Here is a 16,781-nt window from a genome sequence, read left to right as displayed (position 1 = left end):
CCCCCAACCCTTGTAGGGAAGGGGGGACTCGGGGTCCCCTCTGGGGATAGGGGGGAGAGGGGGTTAGGTTTTTCGTGGATTTTTCCACATGACGTGAAAAGTCAGCAAAACTAACAACTTGCACATTGAGCTTTTTCCTTTACTTCCCTCCTACGTAGAGCGGCACTGTAGTACCATTAGTATACTGGAAAGACTGATCGCGAGTGAGTTGACGGCTTTGAGACCCCTGTGTCTCTTGAACCTGAATCTGGAAATCGTTAGTTCCATAGCTTCTTGTGGCATAAGAGAGTGCAACTTGAGAATTGTCATTGATAAACGCAATCTCATTAGGTGACACGCTCTCAGTCACGTATAACAATGCTCCAAACAACTCGCTGGCACCACCTCCTTTGGTTTCAAGCACAGTGTTGACATTACCTCCTTCGGTCTTCAGACCTAACACCCAAAGCTTCCCGCCATTATTAACAATCTTTTTATTCCTACCTTCAGTATTAAGCTGACGCGCCCATACCTGTTGGGGATGCTCAAATCGCCAAGTCTCACCAGCTATATTCTCAATAAACAGCTTCCCGGCTCCTGGCATATTCCGAAACACATACTTCTGGTCGGTGGTTCTCCATGAGCAACAGCTCATATCCTTCAAAAATAGTGTTCGGGAGGTGGCATGTTCAAAACCAATCAATGCAGGTGACGCATTTGGAGTAATGTTGTTGATACTCACATGTTCAATGGTTACGTCAGGTGCTGCTCCATCTTCAATCCGAAAGAATGGTTTCGGATTGTTTGCATCTTGAAAGGCTGTCCCACCAGCAGAGAGCGTAGCATTTGTCGCAATGATTTTGCGAACATTTCCCCTGACTCGCAGGGTATCACTCACATAGTATTTACCAGGTGGAATATAAACGGTGGATTTTCCTGAGTCAAGCGCGTTTTGAATTGCAGCCGTATCATCGCCCCACTCATCGCTTCCATCCGGATTTTTCCCTTTTGCACCAAAATCCTCAACGTTTGCCCAGTTTGAGAGATTATTATCATGAAAGCTCGGAGGCTGCTCAACCGGAAGATTGAGAGAGGCGTTTAAGATAGACGTAAACAAAGTCAAAGGAGCGCTTGAGGTAAACGAGTTTACCGTAGCCCCCTGCAAGACATTGTTATCTTGCATAATTGCCGATTGATAACCAGATGAGCGGACATTCCGGGCAAATAGACGGCTATTATTATTATTCTCAATCGCGCTCACCAAGGAATTGCCGCCATAAAGCTCTGAATCGAGAAGGGTCATAAGGCTTGTGATATTGTTGTTGCGTACTGCTGGGACAGTATTGCTGCTCCATAAATCTCGTATTGCGACAATGTTGCCGGAATTTTCTAGACCAACAGTTTTCTGATTGCAAAGCGTAATGTGCTCGAGAGTCATACCGTTGACCTCGCTCGCAATCCGAATACCAACCTCAAAGCCTTCCACTAAGACGTTCTTGATCAACGCCGGACCAATCCACTTTCGACTCATGTCCAGCCCAACAAGTCCTTCGCCGCGAAGTGTGACATTGCGAACAGCACCAGTATTGTTCCCTAAATAATCGAGTGCGATGGCACCAGGGTTATTACCAGTGTCAATCGTGAGGTCTTCAATGTAGTTTGCAAACGCCTCGTTCCCCTCTCCCTTGCCGGCATAGTCTTTGTCTCCGTCGCGCTCGCCATGGACATAGAGTCCTGATGCGGAGTGGACGACTGCTTTCGGGTTGTTGGGGTCGTTGTAACCAGTTGCATCATTCTTCAACTTAATAATCGTGGTGGCGCGGTTCTGTCCTTGGAGCCTCAACTGCGATTCCCATTTGCCGTTCGTGTTTCGCCATTCTAGGCGATCGCTCACCACATACGTTCCTTGAGGGAAGTACAGAACTCTGTTTGTACCCACGTTCTCCCGAATCGCCTGCTGAATTGCCTGAGTGTCATCTGTTGCACCGTCACCCTTAGCTCCATATTGAGTCTTAACGTTAATCACCATATTCTCGGGAAAAAGCTTCTCGTCTGAACTATTGGCGGTGACACATCTATTTTCTCCTGCGTTGAGAGCCACTTTCTCAGAAACCCCTAAGAAAGAGGGGAGGTTTGCAATCAGTGTAGATTTTGTAACGAAAGGAGAAACTAATGCCATCCCGCAAATAATGGAAAATCCAGAAAAGATATTCTTATTGCGCTTAAACTTTGTCATTACTACCTCGTTTCTTAACAGGGAACTTCTTTTGATGCTTCTTCGTGTTAACTAGATAGAGGCGGAGATTCTTGCTGCACCGTACCTTAGAATTATTCATCTCTTCCAAGCAGTGCCTCAACTAAATATCCGTTCAATCAAAGCAAATATTGAGCCTATCTTAGATAGAGCTAAAGAGTTTCATGTCCGCAAACATTTGAGGATTATTCGGAATATTTCTGTGCGCCCCACGGTAGACCAAAATATTCAAGCTGAATATTTACCCTTTCTGGGAGAGTTTCTTTGTACCTTAAGGTAGATTAAAGCATATTACTATCGATTATGTAGTATTTTTTTTTTATTTTGTCAAAAATCAAATCTTTAAAAATGGATGTGTTTTATTTTTTTGAAAATAAAAATTTGGAAAATTGCTGCTCCTTTAACAGTTTTCCCGCTTCTTTGGCAAACTGTAGTTAGCGCTCAATTGAATTTGCTTATCTTCACTCTCAAGCTTTGCAAGCCACGGTAAAACGGGTTGACCTGGCGTATAACGCTTTCTTTCAAGGATTGCGTAAACCGCCTAAATTCAAGTCAATTCGCAAGTTCTCAGGCTGGACTTATCCTGCCACGTCGGGATGGAAAGCCAATACATCAGGGAAGCATGGCAGCGTGAACCTCAACGACCTAGGCATCAAGATCAAAATGCGAGGTCAAGCCAAGCAATGGGGTAAACCAACCACGCTTACCATCGTTTACAAACCTGGCTTAAACCAGTGGTTTGCATCTTTTACCGTCGAAGTTCCCGACGTTGCAGCAAAGTTTGGATCTCAATCTGAGTTGGCATACGACTCAATTGTGGCTTTTGATCTCGGATGCGAAACGGCGATTGCAACCTACAATGGAAGCGAGGTTCAGAATATCGCTAACCCGCGTTTTACTCAAAAGACTGAGATCAAGATAAAGCACGCCTCCAAGGGATTACGACGCAAACAAGCTCCTAACAGAAACAAGAAGATTAAATCGTCGCGACGTTGGAGGAAAGCGAATAAGCGTGTTGCAAGATTGCAGCGCAAGGCTGGAACTCAACGTCGAGATTGGCAACACAAAGTTACGTCAGAGATTGCGAGTCGTTATGACATCGGCGTAACTGAACAGCTTAATACGAAAGGAATGACAAGAAAGGCTAAGAAAGGTAGTAAGCGAAACAAGCAAAAAGCAGGACTCAATAAGTCTATTCTTTCTGTGGGTTTCGGCACTCTCAACAAGATGCTCACCTATAAGATCGAAGCTAAAGGCGGATTGATGATTGTGCTACCTACAACGGAGGTAAGGCCATCAAGGGCGTTGCCCAAAATGTGGGGCAATTCATAAGGAGTGGGCAACGCTATCAAATCGTCACCATGTATGCTCAGATTGTGGATTTGAAATACCGCGTGATGCGGGTAGCGCTTCGGGTAATGTACAACGTTGTGACTAATCAACAACCGGGGTTGGGAACCAGCCTCGATAGTCTTGGATGTCTAAGCTCTACTTCAAAGACTGGTAAACGAAAGAATACCGGATCTATGAAGCAACTTGGGCAGATGAAGAGACAAAAACTCAGCAGCGCGGCGGAACCGGGCGAAACCCCGTCCGCCTACGCGGCGGGGTAGTTCATTCACTCAATTAATCACAAAGCGCGATCGCTACCATAGCAGCAGTAGGAATTGTCGTTCCTGCCCATGCCTACCAAAGATTTAGGACTTACTGCCCTCCCACATAGAGTGGCACCACACGACCATTTCCACGCCCAAGCAACTGATTGCGAGTGAACTGACGACGATTGGCTCGGCGTACCTCTTGAACGTGAATCTGGAAATCACTTGGTCCATAGCTGATTGTGGCGTAGGAGAGTGCAACCCGAGAGTTGTCATTGATAAAAGCAATCTCATTTGGTCGTATGTTCCCAGTCACATATAACAGTGCTCCAAACAACTCACTAACACTGCCTCCTTTAGCGTGGAGCACAGTGTTGACATTACCGCCTTCAGTCTTGAGACCTAACACCCAAAGCTTGCCACCGTTATTGAATATCTTCTTACGACTACCTTCAGGGTTAAGCTGACGAGCCCATACTCGTTGAGGATGCTCAAAGTGCCAACCTTCAGCTGATACATCCTCAATAAACAGCTTTCCGGCTCTTGGAGTATTACGAAACACATACTTTTGGTCATTCGGTCTAAGTGAGCAACAAGACACATCCTTCAAAAAGAGTGTCCGAGAGGTAGCTTGTTCAAAACCAATAAATCCAGCCTGTGGAGGTGCTTGCTGAATAAGGTTAGTAACATTCAGGTGTTCAATAGTCACGTCAGGTACTGCTCCATCCTCAACACGAATGAACGGTTTTGGATTGTTTGCATTCTCAAAGGCTTTCCCACCAGGAGAAAGCGTAGCATTTATCCCAATAATCCGACGAGTCTTTCCCCTAACTCGTAGGGTATCACTGATCAAGTAACGACCAGGCGGAACATAAACAGTGGATTTTCCTGAGTCAATAGCTTTCTGAATTGCAGCTGTATCATCGTCCCAATCTTCACCTCCATCAGCTTTTTTTCCTCGTGCACCAAAATCCTCGACGTTTACCCAGTTTGAGAGATTGTTATCATGAAAGCTTGGGGGTTCCTGAACCGAAAGATTGGGAGAGGTTTTAGAAGATGTAAACAAAGTAAAAGGAGTGTTCGAGGCGTACTCCTTAACCACAGTCCCCTTTAAGACCTTTTTATCTTGCACAATTGCTGACTGATAACCTGATGATCTGACATTGCGGGCAAACAGACGGCTATTATTATTCTCAATCGCACTCACCGAGGAATTGCCATTATAAAGCTTGGCGTCGAGAAGGCTAATAAGGCTTGTGTTATTGATGTTACGTACTGCTGGGACACTATTGCTGCTCGAGAGGTCTCGGATTGCAACAACGTTTCCGGAATTTTCTAGACCCACATTTTTTTGATTGCAAAGCGTAATGTGCTCAAGGGTAATACCGTTAACCTGACTCCCAATCCGAACACCATAGTCAAAGCCTTCCACTACGACGTTCTTGACCATAGCCGGACCAATCCACTTTCGCGTCATATCCAGCCCAACGAGTCCTTGACCACGTAGTCTGACATTACGAACTGCACCGGTGTTGTTTGCTAAATAGTCGAGTGCGATCGCTCCACGATTATTACCAGTGTCAATTGTGATATCTTCAATGTAATTTGCAAATGCCTCGTTTCCTTCTCCCTTGGCGGGATAGTCCTTACCTCCGCCTTGAGACTGCTCCACGTACAGTCCTGATGCGGTGTGGACGACTGCTTTCGGATTGCTGGGGTTGTTGTAACCAGGTGCATTGTCCTTCAGGCGAATAGTAGTGGTGGCGCGGTTTTGCCCTTGGAGCCATAACTGCGATTGCCATTTGTTGTTTGTGTCTCGCCATTCTAGGCGATCGCTCACCAAATAAGTCCCTTGTGGAAAGTAGAGAATTCTGTTTGTACCCACATTCTCCCGAATCGCTTTTTGGAGAGCCTGAGTATCATCTGTTACAGCATCACCCTTAGCTCCATATTGAGTCTTAACATTAACGACTATTTGCTTAGGAAAGAGCTTATCTCCTGTTGAAACCTTGGGAAGGATACATTTTTTCTTCCCTTGATTGAGAGACTTTTTCTCAGACAGCCCTAACACAGTCACAGGAAAGTTTGTGAGCAACGTATCTTTTTTAATGCTAAAAAGAGAAAGTACGACTATCCCACAAAGGATGGAAAGTCCAGAGAATACTTTCTGAGTGCGATTAAAGTTTGTCATAACTGCCTCGTTTCCAGCTTAAGAAGTTATTTTCACGCTTCCCACTTCACTATCTATCTCTTGTAAGTGGTATCTAAATTAAATATCTGTCAAATGAAATGAAATAATGAGCGGACTATTCCACATTTCAGAGAGCTACATGTCTATTTTGTAACTTAAGAAGCATGAATAATACCGTTTCACTTTAAAGTTAGAACATGGCAGGCAGCTCTCTTGCAGGGGGTTTTCTTGCAGGGGGAAAGAATTAGAGACCAATCATTTGTATCAGGCATTTCCCAAAATGGTATAAAAATACACTATTCTCAACTATGTACTATTTTTAGTTTTAGTGCTGCCATAGATTTTCAAAAAATTAATGTACTATATTCAAATGACAAGTAAGTATATCCGGAAAATTTTTTAAAATTTATAAAAACGTTACATAGTTTTTTAACTACTTTTTAAAAGTTTCTCTATTTCAAAGCAGTTGTGTATAATTGTTCTGGCACATTCGTATAAAATTAAGAACATTTGTTAGTACACCTTTTAATAAAAGAATCCGGAATACGTGCCAATTTGCAGAAAGAATATAACAGAATACTCTAGGGGAAACTACCAAGTGAGTTTTGAAAAATTGCTGTATAAGGAAATGTAGAGAAATTATACTTTCTGGTATGGCGCAATATTTTAGTGCGCTACAAGCAAACTGTGAGCAGGTTGAGAAGCTAAATGGCATGACGCTGCTTGCTGACAAGCTAGCAGATTACACAAATACTATGATATGGCTCAAGTTGTGTTGCGGACATTGGGCTTGTTTGAGAAGGAAGTTACAGGTAAAGAATAACTGCACTTCCAGATTAAATCTGTCAATAAATAAGGTGATTAACCATAGTATGCAGTGGGAGATTCGATGAGAGGAGTGTTAATCACAAGTTACAGCAATAACACCTAGTCAGAGGGATGAGAGAATGCAAGAACTTCAAACCGAAAAGCAACAACCAATCGAACTACCCAAACTACCCGAAAAACCCCTAGTCTCAATACTAATTGCTAACTACAACTATGCTAAATACATTGGCGAGACTTTAGAAAGTGTACTTTCCCAGACCTATCCCCATTTTGAAGCGATCGTTTGTGATGACGGTTCCAAAGATAACTCTTGTGAAGTCGTTGAGAGTTATGCAAACAAAGACTCCCGGATTAAGCTGGTACGTCAGGAGAATGGGGGTGTAGCTTCAGCATTAAATACAGCTTACAAACACAGTAGTGGTGAAATTATCTGTGTGTTGGATGCAGATGATTTATGGATACCCAGCAAATTACAAAAAGTTGTCGAAGCGTTTCAATCTGATCCAAAAGGAGGCTTTGTTATCGACAACTTAATAGAGATTGATGGTAATGGCAAAATTATTAAATCGACACCTACATTTAGTGAGCTAGCCTCTGGTTGGAGAGCACCTTTTGCGATGCAAAATGGTGGGTTCGCATACAACATACCGCCAGCTTCAGCACTTTCCATTCGACGCAAGGTCGCTGACTTGATCTTCCCGATGAACGAAGCGTTTACGCGCAACGCAGACAGTCTTATTAGCTACTTAGCGCCCCTCATAACTGTGATAGTACCTGTGCCAGAAGTGCTAACCAAGTTTCGCCTACATGGCTCCAACATTACAAGTTCAAAGAGTTACGTGTTAAAAGATTTCGAGAGAGACGTGAGTAATTGGGAGCGTACGCATCAAGAGCAAAAACAGCTTTTAAGCAGGGTCTATGGTAAAGACGTCGCCGAAAGACTGACTGGTTTGGAAAACAGTGTGAAGTATCTCCATTTCCGCTACGTAGCAATGCGGTTAAAACGGGTACCCAGGTCAGACACTAGGAAGGCTCACCAGCAACTAACCGCTCATACACATTTTGGTTATTCTTTGCCTGAACGATGGTTTTTACCTTGGGCTGAGTATTTACCTGATGCTCTCTTTGCCAAAATGTTTGATTTGGTCTATGGAGCCAGCCCAGTAAAGTACTTTATGAAGGAGTTATTAGAGGGTCTGATTCCTCCGCGTTATGTTCTCAAGTAATTACCAACAGAATTGTTTGGAGAACAAATGGTACTATTGTGCTCGCTACTTGCTGGCTCAGTTTCAAAATGCACCCAAGTCAGAAAGAAAGGAGATTCATCGGCTGCTTGTTACTTATCCGTAGTTTCACACTGCTTTCGGCTATAAGCCTTTGAAATGGCTATTGCAATGGGGTGAAAACTTGCCTAATACTGTCTTTTTAGCGTTGTTTCATCACCTATGTAGTGAAAGTAAGCTTAAACGCCTAGGCAGGTCAATTCAGCAGGGAACACTAGTGTTCTTTGGAATCAAAAGATGATTCAACTCAGAAAAGCATTGAAGATGGAGAATAAAAATTGTCTCTCCAGACGTTTTTGATGTGAACAAGCGTAGTTATGAAGGAGCAGCAATGATTGGTTATCCTGCATCAATCAAAGAAAAGTCAACCTCTGTGGGCATCAAGAAGGTAGTTATCACAGGAGATCCTACCTTCATGTATGGTCAGCGTCTTCAGTTTCTTTGGAAAGCAATGTCTCCTTCTGATGCCAAACTAGTCATCGTAGGCAAAGATTTGAAGATTGAAGAGGAAGGAGTGAATAACATTGGTAGTGTCTCATCTTCAGAGATGTTCAAGCTTTTTATGAACACCGACATAGTAATTTGATAAAGGATAATAGATGAGTCACAGGTCAATTGCTATATTTACCTGGGGTTTGGACGGCGGAGCATTCACAAACCTTCCAGTAGCCCTAACAAAAGGATTTTGGAACTTGGGTGTGAGAGACTTATACGTCCTATACCTCTCAAAAGGACCAGCAGAGGATATCACTTTTCCAGAAGGCGTCAAATTAGTGCCACTGGGTGTTGAGCGGTCTATGGCATCTCCCATTGCTCTATCCAAATTTTTGAGAGCCGTTAAGCCAGATGTACTCATTGCCATGCCCACAATTATTAGCATTCCTGCAATTATGGGATGGCTGTTAGCTCTTCAGCGCAAGACAAAATTTGTGATTTATCAGGGGGATACTTTAACTTCAGATATAGCAATTGACCACAAGCATGACCTACGAATGCAAATTATGCCTTGGCTAGCACGGCTTTTGTATCCCACAGCCAATGGCTTAACCACTGTCAGCCAAGGTGTGCTTGACATCCTAAAACAAGACGGTATCCCCATTCCCCGCAATCGTGTTGCAGTCATACCCAATCCTGTGGATATCGAAAACTTTGCGATACGTAGTCAAGCAAAGCCTGAGCATCCTTGGCTTGAACACAAGGATAGCCCAGTGATTATTAGCCTTGGGCGTTTAGCAAAGCGAAAAAACTATCCCCTGCTGTTGCAAGCGGTTGCAAAAGTTCGCAGCCAGCTCAAAGTCAAGCTGATTATTTTGGGAGAAGGACCAGAAAGAAAACATCTAGAGGAGGTGGTTGCCAAACTGGGTTTGCAAGAGGATGTCAGCTTACCTGGTCATGTGGCAAATCCCTGGAGCCACATTGCCAAAGCTGATGTTTTTGTGATGTCATCCTTAGATGAAGCATTTTGCTTAGCATTAGTAGAGGCGATGGCTTGTAAAGTGCCTGTGATCTCAACTGATGCGATTGGAGGAGGTCCACGCAGCATCCTAGAAAATGGCAAATATGGAAATTTAGTGCCAATAGATGAGCCAGAAGCTTTAGCGACAGCAATTTATAAAGTTTTAACTTCAAAAGATTGGCGTAGTCAACTGATTACAGCTAGCCAGCACCAAAGTGAAGCGTTTAAGCCGGAAGCGATCGCCCAGCAGTGGCTCTCATTTCTTGAACAAGTATAAATACAATCAGCACGATATGAAAGTCCTTTTGTCTGCTTATGCCTGCGAACCAGGTCGCGGATCTGAGCCAGGAATCGGCTGGAACACAGCTTGCGAGATTGCCAAATACCATCAAGTTTGGGTTTTGACTTCAAATACTCACCGCCCAAAAATTGAAGCAGAACTTGCTCATAACCCAATACCCAACCTGAATTTTATTTATCTCGATCCGTTTAATTGGGTTTATGACTGGTCTTATGAAGGTAAGCGATCGCAAATGTCAGTTTACCTTCACTACTACTTATGGCAAATTTGGGCTTACTTTATAGCCAGACCACTTCATCAAAAGATTAACTTTGATGTCGTCCACCACATTACCTACGGCAGATATTCAAGCCCTAGCTTCCTCGTATTTCTTTCTACTCCCTTTATTTGGGGTCCAGTTGGAGGTGGAGAATCTACACCAAAAGCGTTTAGGGAAAACCAGAGCCTACGAGCTAGAGTTTACGAAAATCTCCGTAATCTTTTACGCCACTTTGGCGAGAGCGACCCCTTTGTGCATCTGACTGCTAAGAAAAGTGTGGTGGCGATCGCAGCTACTGAAGAAACTGCAGAACGTTTTGCGGCGCTAGGTTGTAAGAACATACAAATCTATGGTGCTGTTGGTATTCCTAAAGTAGATATTGAGCAACTTGTACAAATTTCCCCCACGCAACGCCAACCTTTTCGTTTCATTTCCACAGGAAGACTGTTACACTGGAAAGGCTTTCATTTTGGATTGCGGGCTTTTGCCCAAACAAACTTGCCTGATGCTGAGTATTGGGTGATTGGAGATGGACCAGAGCGAGAAAACCTGGAATCTTTAACTCAGGAACTAGGGATTAGAGACAAAGTCACTTTTTGGGGTGCATTGAGTCGTCAGCAAACGCTATCCAAGTTCGGTGAGTGCGATGTTTTAGTTCACCCTAGCTTGCATGACTCTGGAGGGTGGGTAGTGCTAGAGGCAATGGCTGCTGGTCAGCCTGTTATTTGCCTAAACTTAGGCGGACCTGGTATTCAGGTGACAGAGGAAACAGGATTTAAAGTGACTGCTCACTCACCCGAACAGGCGGTCAATGACATAGCAGTAGCAATGATGCGTTTAGCAAAAGAGCCAGAACTAAGACTTCAGATGGGAGAGGCTGGAAGAAAAAGGGTATGCGAAGTCTACAACTGGGAAGTTAAGGGGAAATATTTGGCTCAAGTCTATCAAACCATAGCAGGAAATCAATGAGTTTAGCAACGTCAACGCAGGCAGGAATTATCAAACGGTCTAGCATGATTTTGCTATTCCTTGCTTCTGCTATGTTCCCACGAGTTCTTACAGCACTAAAAATCCCATCAGTCATTAACTTTTTGCATTTTGTGATCGCCATCGGCTTATTTGTATGGATAATACCTAGAATTCGGAGCAAAATTGCTGTACAACTTCTAGTGGGACTGCTTATTCTGTTGACAGAAAGTATATCTAGTGCGCTGCTTAATAAAGCAGGGGCTATCAATGTTATACTCAGCTTCTTAATGCTAGGAGAACCTTTTATACTATTAATAGCAATTACCAGTATAAAGCTACCTCAACGTAGTATTAAAATATTTCAAAAGTGGTTATTTATCTTTGTCTATATTCATTTTGCTTTTGTCTATTTTCAGACATTTATTCTTGGATATAGAAATGATTATGTTAAGGGAATTTTTCTGAACATGGGAGCGGGACATCACGTAGGAGGTGATGTAGGTTTAACTTTTGGTCTTTATTTTCTCCTAGCTTCTGGAGTTCGTTCAATCTGGTTACGCATATTTGTATTTATTTTAGGTTTAGGAAACATTCTTTATGCTGATGTGAAACAGGTAGTCATTGCATTTATAGTTTCCTGGTTTATCTTAATAATTACGCAATTAAAGGAGATTTGGAAAGCAATAATGTATTTGGGAATTGCTCTTCCAATTACTATTATGGTTCTTCAAATTATCAACTCCTTGTATGCTGGAATACGCTATATATCTGATATGGAGGTTGTCACAGAGGCTTTTCAATACAAGCTTTCTGTATTTTCTATTATTGCCTCCTTCTACAAGTCAGATATAAATTGGTTATTTGGACTTGGACCAGGTCATACTATTAGCCGCTTAGGTTGGCTAATGAAAGATTACATACAAATTCTAAAACCATTAGGTGTGACTGGCACTCCTGTTTTTAATACAGTATTTAACGCCCAAGAGAGCTACTACTGGTCTAATAGTATTACTGGCTCTAGTATGTACTCTTTATTATTCTCTTGGGCAGGTATTTGGGGAGATTTAGGGTTTCTGGGATTAGGAGTATACTTATATCTCTGGTTTTTAGTTTGGAAGTATATTTGTGTAGATAAGCTATCAAAGTTTTTCTTAATTACTGTGTTTGTTGCTGGTCTAATCTTTTCCTGGATGGAAGAACCAGCTTTTATGTTGTTTGTAGCTAGTCTAATTGGGCTGCAATGGCAAAAATATCAAGCTAATAAAACTAACAAATTATTGCAGCAGATTTCTCCTTTCGAGCAAACAGCATTAATGGAAAAGCCTCATTTTTAAATAAAAAGCTTTTTAAAAAAGAGAATTTAACAATTTCTTATCCGGATGACTCCTATGAAAATCCTCATTGCCCATAACCGCTATCAGTATGCGGGAGGTGAAGATGTCGTTGTACAGGCTGAACGTACGCTGTTAAAGTCTTATGGACATGATGTTCTGCTTTGGGAGGTTAATAATGATAGCATTGTCGGAATTCAAGGTAAGATAAAAGCTGCACTTTCTGTGGTGTATTCACCTACAACAAGAAAGTTAATAAAAGAAAAGTTTTCTCATTTCCGTCCTGATATAGTTCACGTACATAACTTTTTTCCACTTATTTCGCCAGCAGTATACGACGCTTGTCGAGATGTAAATATACCAGTGGTGCAAACGCTCCATAACTATCGGCTTGGATGTCCAAAAGCAATGCCGTTAAGAGATGGCAAAATTTGTGAAGAATGCATTGGCAAAGTAGTCCCTTTATCTGGTGTTTTGCACCGATGTTACCGTGGTTCATCCATACAAAGCGCTGGTGTGGCAACAATGCTCGCTTTTCACAGATTTCGTGGCACTTGGCAAAACCGAGTAGACGCTTACATCTCCTTAACCAACTTTCATAAAGATAAAATGGTTCAGGCGGGGTTACCCAAGGATAAAATTTACGTCAAACCTAATTTTGTAGTTGCTCCCAAATTTCAATCTGAAACCAGCAGAGCGAAAAGTTATGCACTGTTTGTAGGACGACTTTCTGAAGAAAAAGGCCTGGCGACGCTCATTGATGCTTATGCACAAGGTCATTTAAGTATACCGCTGAAAATTGTGGGTGAGGGTCCAATGATTGAAGCGCTGCGCGAACAGGTAGAGACTAGAGGACTTGGGGAGGCGATCGCATTTTTAGGGCGACAGAACAAGGAAACTGTTTTACAACTTATGCACAATGCCAAATTTCTAGTATTTCCTTCAATTTGGTATGAGGGCTTTCCTTTAACAATAGCGGAGGCGTTCGCCTGTGGTTTACCTGTGATAGCTTCTAAATTGGGCAGTATGGCAGAAATTGTTGAAGATGGAGTGAACGGTCTGCACTTTGAGGTTGGGAATGCGCAAGATTTGGCAAATAAGATAAATTGGGCAACAACTCACCCGGAAGCAATAGATGCTATGGGAAAGAATGCTCTAAGCACTTACAAAGCTAAGTACACTCCTGAAGCTAATTACCAGCAATTAATAGAAATTTATAAGCAAGTTATTAACAATACTATGTCTTAACTATGTTTTAATCAGCGGATTTACGCGTTAATCCATACATCTTAATTAAACGGATAGGTCGGAGTAGATAATAGAAGAAAGATAAAAATTTAGGTAGCGGTAGAGATACCCGATCTGCTATTGTTGGAACCAGCAAATGCTCATAACAGTACCGAATTTTGTCCCACGGGTGTTCTATCATCTTAAGATGAAAAAATGAACTTTTAACTTTCCAGTTTTGAAGTGAACTGTCAGTTTGACTAAAAAGCTGTTTGTAAATCCGAGAAGCAAGAGACTCCAGTAGTGAGTTAGCTTGTATTTGCTGTAAGATTGTCTTCGGAAGCTCTACTTCTAGTAGCTCATGCGCTAGTAAAAGACCAAGCAAAAGGATTCGCGTCATACGCAGTTTAGCTGCGCGTTCACAGGCTCTCTCCCAATTAATCTCACTAGAGGTGTGGATGAGTTGAGCAATATCGCAAACCCGGTTCAGCCTTTGCCAACAGTCCTTAGCTCCCTGAGAACAAAGAATTATAATTAAATCCTCTGAGGAAAAATTAAGAACCATCTTGTTAGCAAACGGCTTTAGTTGAGCATCGTCCCATAACCATTCAGTATCAAACAAAAATGAGAATTGCTTTGGTAACATTCCGTGATGGACATCTATAGTAACGCGATCACGCTCATCCACCAGATGCAGTTCCCAGTGGTATTCAAGGTAAGCCTTCTGTTGCTCCCCTTTCAGGGAGCTAAGGTAAGTTGCTTCTTTCTCACTACTGTTAGAGTATGGTCGATATCCTTGAGCAGTCAGCAGTTCTTTCGTCTTCAAAAAATCTTGTTTGCGAACCAAAATATCTAAATCACAGAAATCTCGACGTGAAATATCACCATAGGCTGAAATCGCCAGAATCGGACCTTTGAATGGAATCACAGGTATGTTATTAGCCTCAAAAAGCTCCAATAGCTTGAGCAGCTTACTTGTTAGCATAAGGTTGCGCTGAGTTCTGTAATACTGGTCTTGTTGAAGCTGCTGTTGGAAAGTTGCAGGAACTGATTGCAGGCATATCTTACTGAGACTTAAGTAAAGGAGCGGTATTACACCGTGTTTATGTGCTGTTTGGATGAGGTATTCCCAGTCTATATTTTCCTGAACCAAGGCTTTGACGCGCTCAGTAGTTGAATTATTTAGGTGAGTGCGGGCACAACGAAGAAGTAGCTCTGTTTCTGCTTGAACATCGATTCCTTGGTTTTTAGTATCTATTTGAGATAAAGTGTTCATCATCTGAGGCGATCGCATTCCTTTTTACGAAACAATCTTGCTTTCAAGAGAATTACTGGAGCTAGCTTCCATCTGTGATTTCCAAGACTGAGCATAAAGACCATCTAAAGCCAGCAATTCGTCATGATTTCCTGACTCTACAATGCGACCGGCACGCATAACATGAATGATATCCGCCCGCATTGCCAAGGTGAAGCGGTGAGTAATGACAATTGCAGTGCGATCGCTTGCCAATGTGCGAAATCTTTCTAGCCAGTCGTGTTCAGCCCAAGGATCCATAGCGCTAGTCGGCTCATCTAAAATAATGATTTGGGCGCGTCTAAAAAATGCCCGTGCTAGCGCCAGACGTTGCCATTGACCCCCGCTTAACTCAGTTCCCTCAGGGAACAACTTACCCAACATTGTGTTATAGCCTCGGGGCAAGCGCATAATTTTATCATGAATACCCGATGCTTTAGCAGCAGCTTCAATCTCTGCCTGATTTGATGCTGCCCATATATCACCCAAAGCAATATTTTCACCAACCGTTGTGTAGTAGGGAATTGGAGACTGAAACAAAACAGTAATTAACCTGCGGAGTTGTTTTACGGAAAACTTACGTATATCTATGCCGTCTAACTCAATGCTTCCTGATTCGGGGTCATAAAAACGGCATAGAAGCTTAATGAGCGTACTTTTTCCCGCACCGTTATCACCAACAATTACCACAATTTTGCCAGCAGGCAGCATTAGGTTAAAATTCTCTAACACTGGTTCCTCTGTACCAGGATAGCGGAAGGTGACTTGCCGAAATTGAATTCCCTGTTTGGGTATTGATGGAACGGGCAAAGGATTGGGCGGCTCTACAATTTTGGGCTGGATCTGTAAGAACTCAAACAAGTTACTTATAAACAAGCTATTACGATAAATTTGCCCCAGGTTGCCTAACAAAGACTTGATAATTCCCTGTGCCTGATTGAATGCCTGAACAAACAGGGCTAAATCTCCTAAACTCAAAATTCCCAGCAATACCAGCCTCCCCACCCAGGCTAGGGCAACACCAGAAATCATCAACGCAATGATGCCAGCAGCGAAGCGACCTAAAGTTTGCTTTTTTAATAGCTTGAGTTGTTCCTCTGTGAGTTGCCGACGCAATTTTTTATAAGATGATTGAAAGTAATCACCAAAGTCAAACAATCGTACTTCCGCCGCCGTTTCGCTATTAGTCAAGAGCGAGTCATAGTACATCAACCAGCGCCGAACAGTTGTAGTCCGCTGCGACCATTCATACTGGATTTTATTTAAGTACATCACTATATAGAACGCAGGAAAGGCACTAATTATCAGAATCATCGGCAGCCAAAGACCATAGGACAGCAAGATTGCTGCCACAGCAAACAGAGTAATGCTGTTTTGCAATAAACTGCCAGTACTTTCTAATAATGCTAGCGATCGCCCACTAGCCCCCTGCCGCGCTCGATCAAGCTTGTCATTATACTCAGAGTATTCATAAAAGCCATAATCGACAGCAACTGACTGTTTATGAATCAAATCAGTGACGTAATCGTGTACCAGTTCTGACTGAGCCGTACGAATCCATTCACCCACACCATTGAAAAACTCCCCTACAAGCAATAGACCTGCCATCACCCCCAGAGGAATCAAAATCTTCTGAACACTTGCCCAGGAAATGCCACTTCCAACAACTGCTACCAAATTATCCACCAACTGCCGGATAAGGGTAATGGAGACTGCGGGAAGCAATCCTTGAACCAGCAGCATAACCATCCAAGCTACAGTCCAGTAGCGCGACGCTGCCCAAACCAAGCTAAGAGTTTTTCGCAAATGGA

Annotated in this window: 13 protein-coding genes; 9 read left to right on the top strand and 4 right to left on the bottom strand. The window is 42.8% G+C overall.

Features of this window, described 5'->3' with window-relative positions; all coding sequences use genetic code 11:
* Window positions 1-139: 139 nt before the first annotated feature.
* Window positions 140-2,215 (bottom strand): glycosyl hydrolase family 28-related protein, encoded by a 2,076-nt coding sequence (locus ACM0OZ_RS20060; protein WP_414584581.1) that lies wholly within the window; start codon window positions 2,213-2,215, stop codon window positions 140-142.
* 112 nt (window positions 2,216-2,327) lie between these two features.
* Here ACM0OZ_RS20060 and ACM0OZ_RS20055 point away from each other — a divergent pair, with 112 nt between their 5' ends.
* From ACM0OZ_RS20055 to ACM0OZ_RS20045, 3 genes are all read left to right on the top strand, one after another.
* Window positions 2,328-2,513 carry a hypothetical protein gene (locus tag ACM0OZ_RS20055; RefSeq protein ID WP_414584580.1) on the top strand — a complete coding sequence of 62 codons (186 nt, stop codon included), beginning with the start codon at window positions 2,328-2,330 and terminating at the stop codon, window positions 2,511-2,513.
* Between the two features lie 194 nt (window positions 2,514-2,707).
* Complete coding sequence (locus ACM0OZ_RS20050; protein ID WP_414584579.1) at window positions 2,708-3,565, top strand: RNA-guided endonuclease InsQ/TnpB family protein; 858 nt, start codon at window positions 2,708-2,710, stop codon at window positions 3,563-3,565.
* A complete protein-coding gene (locus ACM0OZ_RS20045) occupies window positions 3,558-3,671 on the top strand; it encodes a hypothetical protein (protein WP_414584625.1) in 114 nt (37 codons plus the stop codon). Before ACM0OZ_RS20050 ends, ACM0OZ_RS20045 begins: the two co-directional genes overlap by 8 nt.
* Window positions 3,672-3,937: 266 nt before the next feature.
* Here ACM0OZ_RS20045 and ACM0OZ_RS20040 read toward each other — a convergent pair whose 3' ends face one another.
* The gene (locus tag ACM0OZ_RS20040; protein WP_414584578.1) at window positions 3,938-6,022 is read right to left on the bottom strand and encodes a glycosyl hydrolase family 28-related protein; all 2,085 of its coding nucleotides are present in this window, start codon (window positions 6,020-6,022) and stop codon (window positions 3,938-3,940) included.
* A gap of 947 nt (window positions 6,023-6,969) precedes the next feature.
* Here ACM0OZ_RS20040 and ACM0OZ_RS20035 point away from each other — a divergent pair.
* The 6 genes from ACM0OZ_RS20035 to ACM0OZ_RS20010 all read left to right on the top strand — a co-directional run bounded on the left by ACM0OZ_RS20035 (window position 6,970) and on the right by ACM0OZ_RS20010 (window position 13,697).
* Window positions 6,970-8,076 (top strand): glycosyltransferase family 2 protein, encoded by a 1,107-nt coding sequence (locus ACM0OZ_RS20035; protein ID WP_414584577.1) that lies wholly within the window; start codon window positions 6,970-6,972, stop codon window positions 8,074-8,076.
* Between the two features lie 358 nt (window positions 8,077-8,434).
* Window positions 8,435-8,719 (top strand): hypothetical protein, encoded by a 285-nt coding sequence (locus tag ACM0OZ_RS20030; RefSeq protein ID WP_414584576.1) that lies wholly within the window; start codon window positions 8,435-8,437, stop codon window positions 8,717-8,719.
* A gap of 13 nt (window positions 8,720-8,732) precedes the next feature.
* Window positions 8,733-9,866 carry a glycosyltransferase gene (locus tag ACM0OZ_RS20025; protein WP_414584575.1) on the top strand — a complete coding sequence of 378 codons (1,134 nt, stop codon included), beginning with the start codon at window positions 8,733-8,735 and terminating at the stop codon, window positions 9,864-9,866.
* A gap of 16 nt (window positions 9,867-9,882) precedes the next feature.
* Window positions 9,883-11,118, top strand: a complete 1,236-nt coding sequence (locus tag ACM0OZ_RS20020) for a glycosyltransferase family 4 protein (RefSeq protein ID WP_414584624.1) — start codon at window positions 9,883-9,885, stop codon at window positions 11,116-11,118.
* Complete coding sequence (locus tag ACM0OZ_RS20015) at window positions 11,115-12,452, top strand: hypothetical protein (RefSeq protein WP_414584574.1); 1,338 nt, start codon at window positions 11,115-11,117, stop codon at window positions 12,450-12,452. The genes ACM0OZ_RS20020 and ACM0OZ_RS20015 overlap by 4 nt, the downstream gene beginning before the upstream one ends.
* Before the next feature lie 54 nt (window positions 12,453-12,506).
* The gene (locus ACM0OZ_RS20010; protein WP_414584573.1) at window positions 12,507-13,697 is read left to right on the top strand and encodes a glycosyltransferase; all 1,191 of its coding nucleotides are present in this window, start codon (window positions 12,507-12,509) and stop codon (window positions 13,695-13,697) included.
* Window positions 13,698-13,704: 7 nt separating this feature from the next.
* On the opposite strand, the gene ACM0OZ_RS20005 is transcribed toward ACM0OZ_RS20010, so the two are convergent.
* Window positions 13,705-14,955 carry a nucleotidyltransferase family protein gene (locus tag ACM0OZ_RS20005; RefSeq protein ID WP_414584572.1) on the bottom strand — a complete coding sequence of 417 codons (1,251 nt, stop codon included), beginning with the start codon at window positions 14,953-14,955 and terminating at the stop codon, window positions 13,705-13,707.
* Between the two features lie 21 nt (window positions 14,956-14,976).
* Complete coding sequence (locus ACM0OZ_RS20000; protein ID WP_414584571.1) at window positions 14,977-16,776, bottom strand: ABC transporter ATP-binding protein; 1,800 nt, start codon at window positions 16,774-16,776, stop codon at window positions 14,977-14,979.
* Window positions 16,777-16,781 lie beyond the last annotated feature (5 nt).

The organism is Scytonema sp. PCC 10023 (assembly GCF_963920835.1).
In the GTDB taxonomy this organism is placed as follows: domain Bacteria; phylum Cyanobacteriota; class Cyanobacteriia; order Cyanobacteriales; family Nostocaceae; genus Kalymmatonema.
The sequence above is the reverse complement of the archived record's forward strand: the minus strand, read 5'-3'. Positions and strand labels throughout refer to the sequence as shown.

What these genes read in the sequence shown, in the direction of transcription:
- ACM0OZ_RS20010 (WP_414584573.1), top strand. Translation starts at nt 12,507, where the DNA reads ATGAAAATCCTCATTGCCCATAACCGCTATCAGTATGCGGGAGGTGAA.
- ACM0OZ_RS20040 (WP_414584578.1), bottom strand. Translation starts at nt 6,022, where the DNA reads ATGACAAACTTTAATCGCACTCAGAAAGTATTCTCTGGACTTTCCATC.
- ACM0OZ_RS20020 (WP_414584624.1), top strand. Translation starts at nt 9,883, where the DNA reads ATGAAAGTCCTTTTGTCTGCTTATGCCTGCGAACCAGGTCGCGGATCT.
- ACM0OZ_RS20015 (WP_414584574.1), top strand. Translation starts at nt 11,115, where the DNA reads ATGAGTTTAGCAACGTCAACGCAGGCAGGAATTATCAAACGGTCTAGC.
- ACM0OZ_RS20005 (WP_414584572.1), bottom strand. Translation starts at nt 14,955, where the DNA reads ATGATGAACACTTTATCTCAAATAGATACTAAAAACCAAGGAATCGAT.
- ACM0OZ_RS20035 (WP_414584577.1), top strand. Translation starts at nt 6,970, where the DNA reads ATGCAAGAACTTCAAACCGAAAAGCAACAACCAATCGAACTACCCAAA.
- ACM0OZ_RS20025 (WP_414584575.1), top strand. Translation starts at nt 8,733, where the DNA reads ATGAGTCACAGGTCAATTGCTATATTTACCTGGGGTTTGGACGGCGGA.
- ACM0OZ_RS20060 (WP_414584581.1), bottom strand. Translation starts at nt 2,215, where the DNA reads ATGACAAAGTTTAAGCGCAATAAGAATATCTTTTCTGGATTTTCCATT.